Raw genomic sequence first — 17,092 nt, 5'->3', positions numbered from 1 at the left:
ATTCAGTCGGTAACGACCACGTCAACCGCTCGTTCGCGCGGCCCGTCACAGTCAACGAACAGCACGGACTGCCACGTCCCCATATCGAGGTCCCCGTCGCGGACGGGAATCGTCTCGCTTGGCCCGACGAACATCGCCCGGACGTGTGAATCCGCGTTGCCGTCCAGTTCGTCGTGGGCCCACCCGCTGTCCGGGACGAGGTCACCGAGTGCGTCGCTGAGGTCTCCCAGCAACCGCGGCTCGGCCTCGTTGACTGTGATGCCCGCCGTGGTGTGGCGGACGAACAGGGTACAGGTTCCCTCTGCGTCTGCGGGGATTACCTCCCGGACTTGCTCGGTAATATCCACTACATCGGTGTGTGCATCGCTTTTGACAGTGAACCGAGTCGGGCTCATATCGAATGCCACTCCCCGGACCTATGTGAAGATAGGACATTTATTATCTATGATTCGGGTGGCTGTAACGAGAAACTGCCTGTCAGTGTCGTAGGGCGGTTCTCCGCCTGCGCCGAGAGTGCCCCACAGCACTCAGGCCAGCCATTCGTCGGGCTTGGTGTTGTAGTCGATGTCGGTCGCCGTGAGGTGTTCGACCTCGGCCCAGTCCACGTCGGTGACGGTGACCTCGTCGCCGTCGTATCGGATGCGCTTGCCGACCTCCTCGGGCTCGGGCTCGCGGTCGCGCCGTTTGGCGACCTCCACGTCATGGTCGTCGAACTCCTTGACGATCGTCAGGAGGTTCACCGGGCGGCCCCAGAGTTCGAAGGTGCGCTTCAGGACCTCCTTGGCCTGCCCGATGTCGAGCATCACGCCGTTGTACCGGTGAGCCAGTAGCAGTTCGTTACGGTTCTGGTAGTTGCCATCCTCGACGACGACTGTGGGCTTGCCGAAGTTGGTGAACTGCAACATCAGCTTCTTCTTGACGTCCTCGTGGTCTGTCGAGGTCACCCGGTAGTCGCCGGAGGCGTGGGTGTACTCGTAGGTGAAGTAGTCGTTGTCGTCGACGAACTCCTGGGTGAGGAACTCGTCGAGGAAAGTCACGTCGTTGTGGCTCTCCCGAATCTCTCGCATTCGTTCCCAGCCGCGGGTGTAGTCCACGTCCTCGAGTGCGTCCGTGACGCTGTCGTAGCGCGAGTCGTCGAACATGTAGCGGGCGGTCCGCTCCAGTTCCTCCTGGCCGACCCGGGAGACGAACCCGCGGTACTGGGGCTTGACCAGCGAGTAGTGTCGCTGGGCCAGCCCCTCGTAGGTCAGCACCTTCCAGGGGTACTGCTCGATGTCGAACTCGCCGTCGCGGGCCGCCGCCAGCCCGTCTGCGTCGACCCGCGGGTCCTCGGGGTCGAGGTCGTCGAGGTGGCCCGGGACATCGGTGAGCCACTCGGGCGGCTCCAGGTGGTCCTGAACCATCTCGTAGTCGACGCTGTCGTCGAAGTTCCGCCAGGTGATGCCCTCGACGCGGAGTAGGCGCTCGATGACCTCGCGGCGGTTCTCCGTGTTCTCGACGTACTCCCAGATCTCCAGGCCGAGGCTGTAGGGGTTCAGCCCCCCCGAGCCCAGCACCTTCGACATGTGGTCGGAGTAGAGGATGAACTCGTCGTCGCCGGCGAACTGCTCGCCGGTCATCATCAGGGATTCCCAGTAGGAGGCCCAGCCCTCGTTCATCACCTTCGTCATCTTCTGGGGGGCGAAGTAGTAGGCCTCGCGGCGGAGCAGCTCCAGCAGTTCTTTCTGCCAGTCCGCCATCTCCGTGGCGCGTTCGGCGTCCTCGTCGTACTGCATGCCGTGTTTCCGGAGGAAGCCGAGCACGTCCTTCTCGGGCTCGGCGGGGAACGTGACGTTCTCGTCGTCGTCGCGCTGGGCGTCCAGCCACTCCTCGTCGAACACCTGCCGTTTGACCTCCTCGGAGAGGTCCAGGTCCTCAAGCTGGTCGGTCACGTCGGCCCCTTCGATATCCTCGAACTCCTCGGGGACCGTCTCGACGGGGCTGTAGGGGACGTGCTGGTCGATGTTGTCCTCCAGACAGAGGACGTGGTCGATGAACCGCTCGACCTCGGCCCGCTCGATGTCGGGGTCCTGCATGTACTCCTGGATGGTGTCGCCGTGGCGGGCTAACATTCCGGCGGCGTCGGGGCCGCGGCGGCGGTCCTCGCCGGAGGCATCGGTCGTCGTCCGCGAGGAGCCGTCGGTGAACATGCGGAACCACTCGTTGTTGGCGAAGAAGTCCGCGTGGGCCTCGACGTGGGTGATGACGGCCTTCTGGTCGGCCAGGGTGTTCGACTCCTGGAGGAAGGCGTGAGCAGGGTCGTCGTTGTTGACGATTTCGAAGGCCTTCCCGCCGAGGAACTGGCCCTGTTTTTGCTGGCGGTCGTACTGCATTCCCCACCGCCAATGGGGGTATCGCTGCTGGAACCCACCGTAGGCGATGAGTTCGTTCATCTCGTCGTAGTCGACAATCCAGTAGTTCACCGGGTACGGCTTCAGGCCGAGCTTTCTGGCGAGATTGCCGGCCTCCTCGACGGGCTCGTCGAGGTCGTCGGCCACGCGCTGTTTCGCGAATCTGTCGTTGTTCATTGGTCCTCCGTGCTGAGTATGTCGTAGATGGCGTCCACCACGTCTTCCGGCGAGGAGACGTACGCGACCGCGACGTTGTCGGCGTCGCGGAAGGAGCGTTCGACCTCCTCGGCGTGGGTGGCGTTGATGGCGTTGCCGCTCGGCTGGGTTTCCACGTACGCGTGGAGGTTCGCCGGAATCTGTTCCATCAGCGGGATGACTTTCTCCTCGGTGTCGTTCGAGGAGTTCTCGCTGTCGCCCGCCGCGAACACGTAGCGGTTCCACTCGCTCCAGGGGTACTCCTCTTCGAGGACCTCCGCGGCGAGTTCGTACGCGCTGGAGATGCGCGTGCCCCCGCCCGAGCGGATGCCGAAGAACTCCTCGCGTTCGACCTCCCAGGCGTCGGCGTCGTGGGCGATGTAGACGAACTCGGCGTTGTCGTACTTACCGGTGAGATACCAATCAAGCGGCGTGAACGTCCGCTCGACGAGTTCGCGTTTCTTCTGGCGCATCGACCCCGACACGTCCCGGATGTTGACGACGACGACGTTTTTCTCCCGCTCTTCGACGATTTCGGGGTAGCGGTAGCGTTCGTCCTCGCGGCGGAATGGAATCTGGTCGACGCCCTCCCGGCGGATGCGCTGGGAGGTCTCGACGCGCTCGACGTTGTCCTCCATCTCCTCGATGGAGTCCCAGACGGCCCGCTCGTCGGCGGGCAGTTCCTCGTAGGCGTCGTCTATCCACGCCTTCGAGACGGGCATGTTCTGCTCGCGGGTCCACTCGTAGACGGTAGCAGGCCCCCAGCCGTCGACTTTCAGCGCCTCGCGGACGTAGTCCTCGTCGAAGTCCATCGCGAGCTTGCGCTTGAGCCCCTTCTTGAACAGTCGCTCGAAGTCCAGCGTCGAGGAGGGACCGGTCCGGGTGATGTCCGTGAAGTCACCTTCCTTCTCCTCGATGACCTTCTTGCCCTTCGGTTCGAGGTCGAGCCCGAGTTGCTCGTCGAGTTCCTCGGCGAACTCCTCGGGGTCCATCTCGTAGTACTCGTGTTCGCCGCCCTCCTCGCCGGGGTCGCCGTCCTCGCCGTCGTCGCCGTCGCCGGGCTTGGGCTGTGGTTGGCCGACCGGATCGCCCTCTTCGGCCCCCTCGCCCTGGCCGACGCCGCCCTGATCGCGCTGGTCGTACTCGAACTCCGGCAGGTCGACAATCTTGATCGGGATGCGGACGGAGTCGCCCCGCGACTGGCCGAGGTCGCCGTACTGGATGAACTCGGCGAGGTCCTGACGGCGCTCCTCGCCCACGTCGCGGTACCGTTCGAGGTCGTCTTTCAGTCCCATCTGTAACTCACCTGGCTCATGACGTGCCTGCTCGTCAGTTCGGCCGACGCCTCGGTGTAGTCGAACATCTCGACCATGTTCGAGAGCGTCTTGGCCTTGAGGCGGGCCGTCTCGGTCCCGGACGGCGGGTTGTCCCACTGCCCGGGCTCGAAGTCCTCGTAGGTCCGCTTGATATCGTCCCAGTCGTAGCTCCCGAGGACTGTGTTGATGACTGGAATCTCCTTGGGGTTGACGTCGCCGACGCGGAACTCCTCGTCGCGGCGCTGCCACGCGTGGCGGTTCAGCGCCGTGATTATCTTGTCGGTTCGGAACTGCTCGACGGCGTGGTCGGGCTCGTTGCCGTCGTAGTTCTTCTCGTCGAACCGGCCCAGATGCTCGATTTCGAACACCTTCATCTTCAGCGGGTCGGGGTCGACAAGTTCGCCTCGCTCGTTCTCTATCTGGTCGTCCGATTCCCAGGCGTAGACGTGCTCGATGTACTCTTCGACGGTCGCCTCGTCGACGCGCTTGTCCCGCATCATCGCGTCGAGGACGTCCTGTTCCTGCTGGCCGAAGATGTAGTTCTTGACAGTCACAACGCGTTCCTCGTACTCCGTGGCCTCACCGGTCGAGAACACGGGGGCGTCTTCGAGCCCCTCGGCGACGGCGTTGAGCACGTCCCGTGGCATCAGCACGTGCTCGACCGGAAGGTCGGAGTGATGTCGGTCCTGTGGCTCGTGGAGCAGGTCGGCGATGATATCACGGACGTAGGTGACCGGGATGCCGTGGTCGCCGTCCTCGGCGGTGGTCTCCAGGTCGTAGTCGTCGATGTCGACGCGCTCGTCGCCCTCCATCAGGTAGCCGCGGTCGAACAGCAGGGCCTTGTCCACGAGGTCCAGCCCGGTGGGGATCTCGGCGCTGTCGAGCCGCGAGACGACGGCGTACAGCGCGGCGGACTCGACGGTGTGTGGAGCCAGCTCCTTCTCGGTGGCCGAGGCCACCTCGTCTCTGACCGAGATGGTCAGTGGCTCCTGAATCCACGTCTCCAGTTCGTCCCAGGACTCGGGGTCCCAGACCGCCGTCTCGTTCGTGAGTTCGCGCCGGAGCAACTGCGCCTCCAGCGAGAGGTTCGTCAGGTACGTGAACTCGTGTTTGTCCAGCCGGCGTTTCAGCGCCTTCAGCGGGTCCTGGCCCTCGCGGTCGGCGTGCTTGTTCAGTTGGGCTTCGAGGTCTGGGTTCGAGATGATGACCAGCTGGGTGTCCACGTCCATTCCGATGCCTTTGTCGAGTTTGACGTGGCTCTCGTCGGGGACGTTCAGCAGCTTCTGGAGCAGGTCGGCGTGCTGGGCGGCGTCCTCGACGACCGTAAGCAGACCGTTGCCCTGAGAGAGGACGCCGTCGTAGCTGAACGCCTGCGGGTTCTTCCGGCCCCGCGAGTCCAGTTCCCGGAGCATGCCGTGCATCCACGAGCCGACGAGCCGTTCCTTCGGCGTGCCCTCGTCCTCGGAGTGGAGGATGCCGATGCCCCGGCCCACGTCCACGACGAAGTTCTTCACCCGGAGGTGGGCAGGCTGTGTCACCGCGGAGAACAGGTCCGTCTCGCCCTGCCGGCGGTACTGCTCTTCGAGGAAGTCGTAGGCCTCCCGCGAGAACGGGTCCAGTTGGCCCTCGACGCGGATGGGGATGTGGTCGTCCAGCCGCTCGTTGACCTCGGCGAGCAGGTCCGCCCGCACGTCGTCGGGGAACACCGTCAGCGGGTGGGCCTGGACGGGGCTTTCGTACCAGTCGTCCTCGTCTTCGATGGCCGCGTTCCCGTAGGTCATGCTGGTGGCGCTGCCGCCGGCCCCGGCGACGTTCCACTCGACGGTGTAGCGCCGGCCCTCGGGCGTCTTCGAGTACTCCCGGAGGCCGTTGATGAGACAGCGCTTCAGTTCGGACTTGCCAGTCGCCGTCGGCCCCTCCAGCCAGATTATCTTCTCGTCTTTCCCGCGACCCGCGGCGATCGAGCGGAGGTCGTCGACGAAGGCATTCAGCACCTCAGTGTTGCCGAGGATGGCGTGCTCGCCGTCGTTGTACGGGTCGTCGAAGAAGCGGTAGCGCTCCTTCTCGTCGCCTTCCTCGATGACCATCCGGGTCCCCGCGTCCTCGATGGCGTCGAGCAGGTACTTTGAGGCATGCGCCGCGACCTGGGGCGTTTCGAGGACGGTGTCGACGTACTCCGCGAGGCTCATCGGGGCCTCGTAGGCGGCGTCGAGCGACTCGTCCGCGCGGTCGATGTACTCCTGGCCTGTCATTACTCTTCCATCTCGCTTTTGGCGACCTCCGCACCGGCGAACTCGAGCACTTCCTTGGCCCCCTCCTCGGAGTAGCCCTGCTCGATGAGGGCGTCGATCCACTGGTTGCGCTCCTCGTCGTCCATCTCCGAACTGGAGACAAGCGCCGAGAAGTTGATGTTGTGCTTCTTGTCCTCCCAGAGCTTTCGTTCCAGCGCCCGGCGCAGGCGGTCGTTGTCCTGCGGATTGAACGTGTCACCTTCGCGGGCGCGCCGGGACACCCAGTTGGACACTTCCTGCCGGAAGTCGTCCTTGCGGTCCTCGGGGAGATTGAGCTTCTCCTCGACCGACCGGAGGAACTGCTCGTCGGGCTCTTGCTCGCGGCCGGTGAGTTCGTCCTCGACGGTCGCGTCGTCGATGTAGGCCATGACGTGGTCCATGTACTTCTCGCCCTGGCGCTGGATCTCGTCCATGTCGTAGGCCAGCGCATGACGCACGTCCTCGATGGCCCGCTCCTTGTACTCCTCGCGGACGAGTTCGAGGAAGCGGTAGTACTTGCTGAACGACTCCTCGTCGATAGAGCCGTGGTTCTCGAGGTTGCCTTCGAGGTGATTGAACGTCGTCAGCGGCGAGAGGAAGTCACGGCTGCGGTGCATCGAGTCCATGATGGCCTCGGCGATCTCGTCGCCGATGAACCGCGGAGAGACGCCGTCCATCCCCTCGCCGATGTCGGCCATCTTCTCGGCCTCTTCACGGAGTTTCTTTACGTCAACGTCGTCGGCCTCGTCGATTTCGCCGTTGTAGGCTTTCGCCTTCTGCACGAGGTCGATGGACTCGTTGTCGGGCTCCTCGATGCGGGTGAGGACGCCGAACAGGCCCGCCATCTCCAGCGTGTGGGGCTCGACCTGAATATCCGGTAGGTCGGCGTTGCGCAGCATCTTCTGGTAGATGTTGGCCTCGGCCTCGTACTGGAGGACGTACGGGAAGTCGATGCGCTTGGTCCGGTCGTTGAACGCCTCCATCTTCTCGTCGCCCTTCTTGTCCCGGTACTCGGGCATGTTCGTCCGGCCGACGATGACCTGGTCGATGTCGATGCGGGGGTTGTTCTTGGGCTTGATTGTCTGTTCTTGACTCGCATGGAGGAAGTCATAGAGGAACTCCCGCTGGAGCTTCAGCAGCTCCTCGCCGGAGAAGATGCCGCGGTTGGCGTTACAGAACGCCCCGGAGTAATCGAAGGCTCGCGGGTCGCTCTCGCCGTAGATGGCTATCTTCGAGTAGTTGACGTCGCCGGTCAGTTCCGTCTCGTCCTGATTTTTCTTGTCTTTCGGTTCGAAAGTCTCGATACCGCGCCGCTGGTTCTCGTCGGCGACGAAGCGGACAACCTCGACGTGGTTTTCGAGGACGGCCTGCAGGTCGTCGTCGTACTCTGCCAGCAGGCGGTCCATGTAGAACTCCGAGGCCGGGTCCAGCGACTGCTCGTTCCGGATGGTGTAGGGCGCATCGAGGTCCTCGTTGATGTCCTCGATGACCTTGTCCCGCTGTGCCTGCGGAAGGAGCACGAGCGGGTCCTGGTTCATCGGCGACCGGACCACGTCGTCGGCCGGGTCCTGGTCGTGAATCACGTCACAGAGGTTCGTCCATCGGAACGTGTACATCCGCCCCTCGTCCCGGCTCGTGTAGTCCTCGAAGTACCGCCGGACCTGCCGGTCGAAGTCGGACTTGCCCGACCCGACCGGCCCCAGCAGTAGCTTGATGCGCTTCTCGGGGCCGAGCCCGCGAGCGCCGGATTTGACCTTGTTGACGAACTCGTGGATCGCCTCGTGGATGACCCGGCCGTAGAAGGTGTTCTCGCCGTCGTTCAGCGGGTCCTCGCTCGCCAGTTCGTACTCGACCACGCCGGCCTCCTCGTCGTAGGACTTGCCGTAGTAGTCGAACATATCCGCCACGCGCTGGTGGGCGTTGCGGGCGATCTTCGGTTCGTCGTACAACTGTTGCAGATACCAGTCGAACGTGTTCGTCTTCCGGAGGTCCGCCGGTATCGTGTCACGGTACTCCTTGCTCAGCGCTTCAAGTGTCTCTTTGTTCTTGCTCATGCTATCTCAGTAATCCGTCGTGGCTGCAGGCGACCGCCGGCCGTTGCGGGCTGGCCTCTGGGCTGTGTGTCCGCTCGTCCTCGGTGCTGCCCGCTACAGATGTGACCGCATACAGCCGCTGAATACCCCTTCACTGCAGGGTGGCGCGTGTACCCTTCCATGGCTGACCTGCCGGGCGGAACACGGGGACTGTTCCGACCTGGTTTGGTAACGGGAATCAGTGTCGAACTGTTTCCGATACTATTTACTGTACGAGTTCTGTTCATATAAGAACTTTGCCCTCTTGTGGGCATACCGCCGATAAATTTCGGTGCGCTGGTCGGCCGAACTCGGGGATGGCGGGCCACACGTATGTTAGCACATCTCATTATTTTTTCGCTGGTTTATATACCGTGTCGGTTGTCAACTGTTCTCTTCGGTGTGTCGGCCAGTGTTTAGCGCTGGATTGATGTGAATCTGTTGCCGGATTGATTGACGAACGAGAACGGGACACGTAGTAGTGCAACGTGACGCTTTGACGTTCCGCCGCGCCACTGATTGTCGGTATCCAGAGCTGGCGAACTCTGGGACGGACCAGCGGATTCTTGGCGGTCCGCGCTAATTCGACGATATGGACCTGTCGGGCCTTCCTGACGACTGGACGGTGTGGAACGAGACCGACGACAAACTCATCCTCGCATATCGTCCGGACGTCTTCGACTCCGAGCAGTTCCCGGCCCCGTGTCTCCCGACCATCTACCTCACGCGCGGGAAGCGGACCCGCCGCCCCGGCGCTGACCGGACCGGGGAGCGCTGGTACGTCACCTTCTATCTGGAACCCGACGTTGAGCGCGACGCCGACTCCTACGAACGCCGCGACGCTGCCGTCGAGGGAGCGGTGGAGCTGGCGACCCAGTTCGCCGACGGCGACCTGGACCACCGCTCGCTGTATCAGGTGCCCCGCGAGGCATATCTGGACAAACTGGACGAACTGACCGGGCGGTCATGATACTTTACCGTCTTCGCAGTGTATAGGCTACCATGACTACTGTCACGCTCGTCGGGACCCGCCTCGCCGAGGCCGGCGAGGAGTTCGTCTACCGCGGCGAAGCCAGCGGCTGTGAGGGGTGTCCCTACCGCGACCAGTGTCTCAATCTGACGACCGGCAACCGCTACCGGATTACCAACGTCAGACAGAGCGGCCAAACGCTAGACTGTGCGATGCATCAAGACGGCGTTCGAGCCGTCGAGGTCGAACCCGCGCCGATTCGGGCCAACGTTCCGTCGAAGGGTGCCTACGCTGGTAGTAAGGCGTCGCTGATGGGGCCCTGTCCGCACACCGAATGTCCCAGCCATCCTTACTGTGAGCCCGCCGGGGCTGATTTTGATGAGGAGTATCGGATTGACGAGATTATCGGCGACCCGCCGCATGACTACTGTATGCTAGATCGGGATTTGACATTGGTGGAGCTGGAAGCGCCCAGTGAATAGGGCAACTACCCCATCCTACGTCGCTCACTCTGTCGGCAACCCTGGGAAGATCCACCGGTAGAACAGATCGAAGCGGCTCTAGTATTCTCTAGACACCCATCGACAAGCGCGACGAACGGGCCGGCGGGCGAAACACCAGGAAAAGCCAGGTGATCAGAGCGCTGCGGGGGAAATATAAATCGAGCCGGCAGAACATCCCAATATACCAATTAGTTCCAACCTTAGATTGAATCACCAGACAGCAACTAAGGTTGGAAATTCACATACATCAAATCTATCAAACTCGAATAACAATTCCGATATTCACGGTATTTCCGGATTAGCGTCAAACAGGGCGCTGTCCCACGAAAAGAGCCACGTCGGCCAGTGAGCCACGGCATTCGTCAGCTGACTTCCCCACGTATCTAGCCAGGCTCGACAGCGATAATGTACCTTGTTTCGGAGCTGGAGCCTTGGGTTAGACCCCCAAGATCGACAAAGGACGGTGTTGGCCCGGTTTGGCATTCTCAATCGCCCTGGCTAACCTTGCAGGTTCCGTGGATCCGGCCGGTCGATGCGGTCAAGCAACTGGTTGACCATGAGAACATCCGAGAAGCCGGGTTCGTCGATAGTGAAGGAACTCGCCGGGGTACTTTCGGAATACGTTTTCTCGACACGAGGCTCGCTCTCCAAGGGGTCATTCAGTGCGGCGAGAATCTCGCGGGCGGCGTCGTGTGACATCGCGAGCTTCATCAAGGTCATTGGTAACCCGCTCGGCCTTGACTCGGCGATTGTGCTGGCCCAGATCTCTTGTCGAAATCAGCGGGGACAGCACGTCGAAGGCCACAGGCGGCCACGTCGACGCGGAGAGTGAACGGTCATTGGAGACACCGGCAGATGTCCATCAGTCACTCGTCGCACCATCGGAAATCGAACGAACGCCGACGGCGATACGAACCGGTGAGCGGTGGGCGCGTACGTTCTGGATCGGCCAGTTCCCGGAGGCACCACGAGATGAACTCTTCGAAAACCTGTATTTGACGGCTGAGACACGAACGACGGATACCCCGATGCACAAAGGGACACACAGACGACGCTGGATTCACTGGAGAACAAGATCGAGGATCTGGAAGCGGAAATGTAGTGTCTCTCGGAGAAACGCTGGGCAGGCGCACGAGGGGTCAGCAAGGACCTGCAGGACTATCAGGAACTGTACAATGTGCTTCGGAACACGTCGATGGAGGCGTTCGACGTGTCGATGTATCTCCCCAGCGAGGGGAAACGAGCGAGGATGTTACGTCCGAATCGGTTGCGAACGCGGCCAGGCGAGCGCCAGCGAATCTGACACCAGTGTCGCCGCGATGGGCACAGTTGGATGCACTCATCTCAGCCAGTCCAGTCGGTGTGGACAAAATGAATCTTGAGCAGGACACGCAGACGCCGATGCTAGGTGGGGCACTGGGAGCGATGTTCCCGTTCGTAGCGGGGCGTTGGCCGAACGCGGCATCGAATACGGGACGTACGCACTCAATGAAAACCCCCTGTTGCTCGACCGCTTCGCCAGGCAAACGGGGTACTGTGCGATGGTGATCGGTAAACACGGAGCAGGGAAGTCCTTCTCGACGAAACTGCAGTTGCTCCGGCGTGCGATGCACGATCAGGACACCGTCTTGGTGATGCTGGATCCGCTCGAAGGGTTTGCGTCACTCAACGATGCACTCGGCGGTGAGCGTGTCACAGTCGGCGGGTCCCGGTCGTTCAATCCACTGGAAATACAGCCCACACCGACGGCTGTGTTAGATACGGTCCCTGATCTGGATCCGTGGGCCGAGCAAATCGCGTGGGTACTCACGTTCTTCGAGACGTTCTTCGAACAGGTGGCAGGGAATCCCCTTGGTGATCGAAAGCAGACGCTTCGCCGGTGTGTGCAAGAGACCTACGAGCAACAGGGCATTACCCGTGACCCAGCAACGCACGACCAACCATCACCGACCGTCCGTGACGTGATTGACGTTCTTGAACAACTGCTAGACGATCCGGCGGCGTTTGGCTACGTCACAGCTGGTGAACAGGAGAACGTCCGGACGGATGCGGAATCACTGTTGATCGACCTGCATCCGTCCTTCAGGGACAGTGGTGGTCTCGCGAATCTCGCAGAACCCACTGAGTTCGATATCACAGCCAATGTCGTGTATCTCAATCTCCACCAGAAGGAGGGGACACGCGGGTGGTCCGAAAAGAGTCTGATGATACAGGTGTTGTTTAACGCGGTGTACGAACGCGCCAAACAGACGGATAAACGGGTCGTGTTTGCTATCGACGAAGCTCACTACCTGATGAATGACGCAACATCGCTAGACTTCCTCGAAACAGCAGTTCGTCACAGTCGGCACTACGACATCTCCTTGCAGTTCATCACACAGACTGGTGGTGAGTTCGAACTCACTCCGGAAGCCCGAACGATCGCAAACCTCTGTTCGATGACGATCATCCACCCCGTTGACGAGGCAGCCGAGCAGTTGGCTGACTGGTTCGGTCTCAGTGATCGGGAGGTGGACTGGGTGCGGTCGGCGAAAGCCGGGAACGGGAATGACGGATACTCCGAAGCACTGCTTGGTGTCGACGAAGAGGGGTGGTTCCCGATTCGGGTGCGAGCGAGTACGAGGTTGAGGTCATTGAAGACTAGCGGTTGAACGTTGTGTTCCGGGCCATATAGTCCGAGAAAAAATATTCTCAACCCCTACAGATTTGTCTTCAATATGGTGCGGTGGTTGACAGATTGGTGATCAAGCACCGAAGTGGTGATAAGTGAAAGGCTGGAAGCAATCTATCTCATCGGTCAACAAAGTGGTTAACCGTCCTCTCAAGCCCGTCTTCGAACGAGTACTGGGGTTCCCAGCCGAGTGATTCAACCTTCGAAGAGTCAAGCGCATACCGCTGATCGTGACCAGCCCGGTCCTCGACAAACTCAATGAGGTCTTCGGATGCGCCAACGGCTTCGAGGATTGCCTGTGTTACTTCGAGATTCGTCTTCTCTTCGTCAGTCCCGATATTGTACACTTCACCCACGTCTCCTTTGCGGAGCACTAAGTCAAGTGCTCGACAGTTATCTTCGACGTAAATCCACTCTCGTACGTTTGACCCATCTCCATAGACGGGGAGTGATTTGCCCTGCGTTGCATTCGTGATGAACTTCGGGATCAGTTTTTCGGGATGTTGATTCGGGCCGTAGTTGTTACACGTACGCGTGATTACAACCGGCAGCCCATGGGTCGTCTCGTAGCTCTGTGCGAGCAGATCAGCACTGGCTTTGGTCGCGGAGTATGGATTCCTGGGATTAAGCGGGTCTTCTTCTGAAAAAGACCCGTCGACGATTTGCCCGTACACCTCATCTGTTGAAATCTGGACAAACCGGTCAATTTCTGAGTCGGTTGCTGCATCGAGCAGTGTCTGGGTTCCCTGTACGTTTGTTGAGACGAAGGGTTCTGCACCTTCTATCGACCGGTCGACGTGTGACTCTGCCGCGAAGTTTACGACAGCGTCAACATCGGATACCAAGTCGCTGACGAGGGCACTATCCCGTATATCTCCTTCCACAAACTCGTGTTGAGGATGCTCAAGAACCCCTTCGAGGTTCTCTTTTGAGCCAGCGTACGTGAGGGCGTCAAGTGTAACGACCTCGTCGTCACTGGTTTCGATAATATGCTCCACAAAGTTGGATCCGATAAAGCCCGCCCCGCCGGTGACGAGTATGCGCATACGACACTAGACATGAGTCGTGCGTATTTAGGTTTCCATACGATGAATAGCCGGTGATGCATCTCCTGGTCCTCGGTGCGAACGGGTTACTCGGATCGAACGCTGTACAAGCCGGTTTGGAGAAGGGATGGACGGTGTCGGGCACATATCATTCAACGGCACCGGACTTCGATATCCCGTTGTTCGAACTCGACATCATAGATTCCAGCACCACCTCGGAGATTATCGAAGCAGTGGATCCTGACTGGGTTGTGAACTGTGCCGCGATGACAGATGTCGACGGCTGTGAGGAGCACCCAGACCGTGCACACGATGTGAATGCTCAAGCGCCCGGTGAGATTGCTGCCTACTGCAATCAAGCTGAGTGCGAATTTCTCCATGTCTCTACGGATTACGTGTTCGATGGCAAGTCCACGGCGTCGTACTCAGAGAATGATTCGGTAAATCCCGTTCAGGTCTATGGACAATCCAAACTTGACGGCGAGAGAGCGGTTCAGGAAGTGATGCCGGAGGCTCTTGTAACTCGACTATCGTTCGTTTACGGTGTTCACCGAGGCACAGATGAGCTAGCGGGATTCCCAAAGTGGGTTCGTGATCAGCTCGTAGCAGACAATGAGGTCCCCCTGTTCACCGATCAGCATATCACTCCATCGCGTGCTGGTCACACGGCTTCGACACTGTTGGAACTGATAGAAGCCGGGGCTAGCGGAACATACAACGTTGCGTGTCGATCGTGTGTTTCACCGTACGAGTTTGGAGCAGCTATCTGTGACCGGATGGGGGCTGCAAAGTCACTGCTCGAAGACGGCTCACAATCTGATATCGAACGGCCGGCGACTCGCCCCGCTCACACATGCCTTGATGTAACGAAAACCGAGGATAAACTCGGTCGACGACAGCCAACTCTCACAGCGGATTTAGAGGCAATTTCTGGTTGGTTCGATTCGGAACCGAAACCAAACGATCGCTAGATCTCGTACTGGTCCTTGTTCTCAAGGAAGTGCTGTTGCTCTTCTTTGGGAATCTCTTCGAACTTGAGGACGTTCTCACACCCTAAACCCGGACATTTCATTACTCGATTCGATTCGACTTCGTTCGCTGAGACGATGGTGCCACACTCCGTGCAGGTATGAGTGATGATGCGCATGGTTAGAGTTTGAGCTGCGAGTTCTCCCCCACAACAAGTCTACGACCCTCTGGGAGCAGTGAATCGGCGCTTCCGATGTTTGTACCTCGTCCAAGCAAGCTATCGACGATCTTCCCTGAGGTTGTGATTGCTGAATCGCCGATGATGACGGAGTTCTCAACATGGACGCCTTCGAGAGTGGAGTTCGGACCGATTGACGTGTACGGACCCACGTAACTCCCGGATTCAATTACCGTATCTTCGGCAATCGACACTGGCCCACGAACCACGGCTCCATCTTTGATCGTCGATGTTTCATCGAGTTCAACACGGCCTTCGACTGTGGCATTGGGTTCCACTGTCCCCTGGGTTTCGAGCGCTCGATCTTCCAAGACAAGTCGATTGGCTTCCAAGATATCCTCTGGTTTTCCAGTGTCTTTCCACCAGCCTTCAACGACATGCGAATCGATTTCGTGTCCGGTATCGAGCAACGACTGGATGGCATCAGTGATTTCAAGCTCGCCTCGCCAGGACGGTTCGAGGTCATCGATCGCATCGAAAACTGCCGGTGAGAAGACGTACATCCCAATGAGTGCCAGGTTCGTTGGCGGCTCATCTGGTTTCTCGATTAGTTCCGTCACATTCCCTGCATCGTCGACATCTGCGATTCCGAACGCCTGTGGATTCTCGACTTCCTGCAAGGCAATGCCTGCGCCATAATTTCCAGCCTCGAAACTTTCGACAAGGTCGGTGATTCCTGACTTGAGGATGTTGTCCCCGAGGTACATCACGAAATCGTCGTCGCCAACGAAATCACGCGCACACCCTGCGGCATGAGCTAGCCCTAGCGGATTCCCTTGGATGATGTACGTAATTTCGACCCCGTATTCGGAACCATCCCCCAGAAGCTCTTGAATCTCGTCACGGCCTTTGTGGCCGAGAATAATGCCGATCTCGGTAATGCCGGCTTCTTTGAAGTCTTCGATTGCGTACTCGAGAACTGGTTTGTTAGCAACCGGAACGAGTTGTTTTGGACCAGTATGGGTAATCGGGCGGAGTCGCGACCCCGTCCCCCCGGATAGTAAGACACCTTTCACAGCACCGATATGATCTTACTGATTAAAGTATTGTTCGCTTGTCCGGATTACTGACTTCGACAGAGCCAAGAATAACGTCATAAATATCTCTAATAGCTACGTATGACAATAGTTAAACAATTCGCAAAGAGGAGTCTTACCACCTTTCAGCGACTCCGAAATCGGATAGCCTACGAATCTAGATGCAGAAAGGTCCCAGCAGTGAATCTGGGCCAGCATCAGCATGTACTCATCATCACCGTCGATTGCTTGCGTAATGACCGAATCTCTCGGACTGGATACCAGAGAAAAACGACGCCCTTTCTTGACTCAATGAACTCCTTTACTCCAGCTATTGCTGCTGCACCGTGGACATTTAGTTCGGTACCGTCAATCCTCACCGGGTTATATCCACACCACCACGGTGCTACATATACTGATGATTCCTCCCGAAACCAAGACCTCACGAACCCACCCAATGGTGTTCGAGATGACGTGTATACTGTGGCAGAGTTGCTGGGTGCGAGTGGTTATGAGACGAAGTTCATAACGTCTATCGGGACCGCTGCGGTTCCGATCCAGGGTCGGTTCAAGTTCATGGAACAATATCACGATGTCGATGCTGAAACAATGTTGTCGGAACTCCAGCAGTGGTGGAACAGCGAAGCAGGGCCGAAATTCGGGTACGTTCAATTAGGGGACCTTCACGAACCGCTCCACGAACCAGAACAGATGTATTTTGATGAAGTTCCGGATATTGAGGAGATTGATAGGTGGCGATTTACTTCTGGGGACACACAGAGTGAGGAATTCGAGGATTACCGTTCCGCCCGTGGACTTCTGTACGACACGCTCGTGCGGTACGTCGATGAACAGATTAAACAGACGCTCAAGGAATTAATCGACATAGAGGAAACCGTCGTGATTGTGACCAGCGATCACGGGGAAGAGTTCTGGGAGTACAAATCATTTGAGGAGGAATATTTTGAAGACTCACGCGGTCTCAGTGGCGTCGGTCACGGTCATGCACTCGTACCGCCCGTTATCGAAGTTCCAATTGCGACGAATATCGAAGGAATTCCGACTTCGGAGTCACGGCGGAGCCTGACAGATATCGTACCGACGATTTTCCGCGAACTAGAAGCGGATTTGTCGATTAATTTTGATGGGCATCCACTACAGGATAGATCGGCAGCAGGTAAACCTGTCCTCTCTGAAGAGATCGCCTATGGACCAAATCAGATCAGCGTCACCGATGACGACGACCATCTCATATATATTCCCATGGATGACCGCTCTGTCCTGATCGACTTCGAGAGTGGAGAAGTCACCACAGATCCGGAACTGGAACAGCAACTATTGGAGTATATTCCGCGAGAACGGGAGACAGGAACCTCCGTTGATATTTCGTCAGATACTCAGGAGCAACTCTCCGATCTGGGATACACAGAATAACC

Annotated in this window: 13 protein-coding genes and 1 pseudogene; 5 read left to right on the top strand and 9 right to left on the bottom strand. The window is 58.9% G+C overall.

Annotation, left to right across the window (positions count from 1 at the left end):
• Window positions 1-2: 2 nt before the first annotated feature.
• From DVK00_RS16205 to DVK00_RS16185, 5 genes are all read right to left on the bottom strand, one after another.
• Entirely contained in the window at window positions 3-395 is a 393-nt protein-coding gene (locus DVK00_RS16205; RefSeq protein WP_121578024.1) for a secondary thiamine-phosphate synthase enzyme YjbQ, read from the bottom strand.
• A gap of 132 nt (window positions 396-527) precedes the next feature.
• A complete protein-coding gene (locus tag DVK00_RS16200; RefSeq protein ID WP_121578023.1) occupies window positions 528-2,567 on the bottom strand; it encodes a SpoVR family protein in 2,040 nt (679 codons plus the stop codon).
• The gene (locus DVK00_RS16195; RefSeq protein ID WP_121578022.1) at window positions 2,564-3,880 is read right to left on the bottom strand and encodes a YeaH/YhbH family protein; all 1,317 of its coding nucleotides are present in this window, start codon (window positions 3,878-3,880) and stop codon (window positions 2,564-2,566) included. The genes DVK00_RS16200 and DVK00_RS16195 overlap by 4 nt, the downstream gene beginning before the upstream one ends.
• Window positions 3,871-6,153, bottom strand: coding sequence for a PrkA family serine protein kinase (locus DVK00_RS16190; protein WP_101350189.1), 2,283 nt, complete (start codon window positions 6,151-6,153; stop codon window positions 3,871-3,873). The genes DVK00_RS16195 and DVK00_RS16190 overlap by 10 nt, the downstream gene beginning before the upstream one ends.
• Window positions 6,153-8,225, bottom strand: a complete 2,073-nt coding sequence (locus tag DVK00_RS16185; RefSeq protein WP_121578021.1) for a PrkA family serine protein kinase — start codon at window positions 8,223-8,225, stop codon at window positions 6,153-6,155. The genes DVK00_RS16190 and DVK00_RS16185 overlap by 1 nt, the downstream gene beginning before the upstream one ends.
• Before the next feature lie 610 nt (window positions 8,226-8,835).
• Here DVK00_RS16185 and DVK00_RS16180 point away from each other — a divergent pair.
• Window positions 8,836-9,213 (top strand): DUF5820 family protein, encoded by a 378-nt coding sequence (locus DVK00_RS16180; RefSeq protein ID WP_101350187.1) that lies wholly within the window; start codon window positions 8,836-8,838, stop codon window positions 9,211-9,213.
• A gap of 32 nt (window positions 9,214-9,245) precedes the next feature.
• The gene (locus tag DVK00_RS16175) at window positions 9,246-9,695 is read left to right on the top strand and encodes a UPF0179 family protein (RefSeq protein ID WP_121578020.1); all 450 of its coding nucleotides are present in this window, start codon (window positions 9,246-9,248) and stop codon (window positions 9,693-9,695) included.
• 519 nt (window positions 9,696-10,214) lie between these two features.
• On the opposite strand, the gene DVK00_RS16170 is transcribed toward DVK00_RS16175, so the two are convergent.
• Window positions 10,215-10,436 (bottom strand): hypothetical protein, encoded by a 222-nt coding sequence (locus tag DVK00_RS16170; RefSeq protein ID WP_147435891.1) that lies wholly within the window; start codon window positions 10,434-10,436, stop codon window positions 10,215-10,217.
• Window positions 10,437-10,492: 56 nt separating this feature from the next.
• Here DVK00_RS16170 and DVK00_RS22475 point away from each other — a divergent pair.
• Window positions 10,493-12,367: pseudogene (locus tag DVK00_RS22475) on the top strand (VirB4 family type IV secretion system protein).
• A 139-nt stretch (window positions 12,368-12,506) separates the two neighbouring features.
• Here DVK00_RS22475 and rfbB read toward each other — a convergent pair.
• Window positions 12,507-13,433, bottom strand: a complete 927-nt coding sequence (rfbB, locus tag DVK00_RS16160; RefSeq protein ID WP_121578018.1) for a dTDP-glucose 4,6-dehydratase — start codon at window positions 13,431-13,433, stop codon at window positions 12,507-12,509.
• Window positions 13,434-13,489: 56 nt separating this feature from the next.
• Between rfbB and rfbD the strand changes: the two genes are divergently transcribed.
• Window positions 13,490-14,404 carry a dTDP-4-dehydrorhamnose reductase gene (rfbD, locus tag DVK00_RS16155; RefSeq protein ID WP_121578017.1) on the top strand — a complete coding sequence of 305 codons (915 nt, stop codon included), beginning with the start codon at window positions 13,490-13,492 and terminating at the stop codon, window positions 14,402-14,404.
• On the opposite strand, the gene DVK00_RS16150 is transcribed toward rfbD, so the two are convergent.
• Window positions 14,401-14,580 carry a hypothetical protein gene (locus DVK00_RS16150; RefSeq protein WP_121578016.1) on the bottom strand — a complete coding sequence of 60 codons (180 nt, stop codon included), beginning with the start codon at window positions 14,578-14,580 and terminating at the stop codon, window positions 14,401-14,403. The genes rfbD and DVK00_RS16150 overlap by 4 nt on opposite strands.
• 2 nt (window positions 14,581-14,582) lie before the next feature.
• Window positions 14,583-15,656, bottom strand: a complete 1,074-nt coding sequence (locus tag DVK00_RS16145) for a glucose-1-phosphate thymidylyltransferase (RefSeq protein WP_121578015.1) — start codon at window positions 15,654-15,656, stop codon at window positions 14,583-14,585.
• A 102-nt stretch (window positions 15,657-15,758) separates the two neighbouring features.
• On the opposite strand from DVK00_RS16145, the gene DVK00_RS16140 reads away from it, so the two are divergent.
• Window positions 15,759-17,090 (top strand): sulfatase-like hydrolase/transferase, encoded by a 1,332-nt coding sequence (locus DVK00_RS16140; RefSeq protein ID WP_121578014.1) that lies wholly within the window; start codon window positions 15,759-15,761, stop codon window positions 17,088-17,090.
• Window positions 17,091-17,092: the final 2 nt, after the last annotated feature.

The sequence above is a fragment of the Haloarcula sp. Atlit-47R genome, from assembly GCF_003665985.1.
Classification (GTDB): domain Archaea; phylum Halobacteriota; class Halobacteria; order Halobacteriales; family Haloarculaceae; genus Haloarcula; species Haloarcula taiwanensis.
This window is presented reverse-complemented; position numbering and strand designations above follow the sequence as displayed.

What these genes read in the sequence shown, in the direction of transcription:
- DVK00_RS16185 (WP_121578021.1), bottom strand. Translation starts at nt 8,225, where the DNA reads ATGAGCAAGAACAAAGAGACACTTGAAGCGCTGAGCAAGGAGTACCGT.
- DVK00_RS16180 (WP_101350187.1), top strand. Translation starts at nt 8,836, where the DNA reads ATGGACCTGTCGGGCCTTCCTGACGACTGGACGGTGTGGAACGAGACC.
- DVK00_RS16170 (WP_147435891.1), bottom strand. Translation starts at nt 10,436, where the DNA reads ATGACCTTGATGAAGCTCGCGATGTCACACGACGCCGCCCGCGAGATT.
- rfbB (WP_121578018.1), bottom strand. Translation starts at nt 13,433, where the DNA reads ATGCGCATACTCGTCACCGGCGGGGCGGGCTTTATCGGATCCAACTTT.
- DVK00_RS16200 (WP_121578023.1), bottom strand. Translation starts at nt 2,567, where the DNA reads ATGAACAACGACAGATTCGCGAAACAGCGCGTGGCCGACGACCTCGAC.
- DVK00_RS16150 (WP_121578016.1), bottom strand. Translation starts at nt 14,580, where the DNA reads ATGCGCATCATCACTCATACCTGCACGGAGTGTGGCACCATCGTCTCA.
- DVK00_RS16190 (WP_101350189.1), bottom strand. Translation starts at nt 6,153, where the DNA reads ATGACAGGCCAGGAGTACATCGACCGCGCGGACGAGTCGCTCGACGCC.
- DVK00_RS16205 (WP_121578024.1), bottom strand. Translation starts at nt 395, where the DNA reads ATGAGCCCGACTCGGTTCACTGTCAAAAGCGATGCACACACCGATGTA.
- DVK00_RS16140 (WP_121578014.1), top strand. Translation starts at nt 15,759, where the DNA reads ATGACAATAGTTAAACAATTCGCAAAGAGGAGTCTTACCACCTTTCAG.
- DVK00_RS16195 (WP_121578022.1), bottom strand. Translation starts at nt 3,880, where the DNA reads ATGGGACTGAAAGACGACCTCGAACGGTACCGCGACGTGGGCGAGGAG.
- rfbD (WP_121578017.1), top strand. Translation starts at nt 13,490, where the DNA reads ATGCATCTCCTGGTCCTCGGTGCGAACGGGTTACTCGGATCGAACGCT.
- DVK00_RS16175 (WP_121578020.1), top strand. Translation starts at nt 9,246, where the DNA reads ATGACTACTGTCACGCTCGTCGGGACCCGCCTCGCCGAGGCCGGCGAG.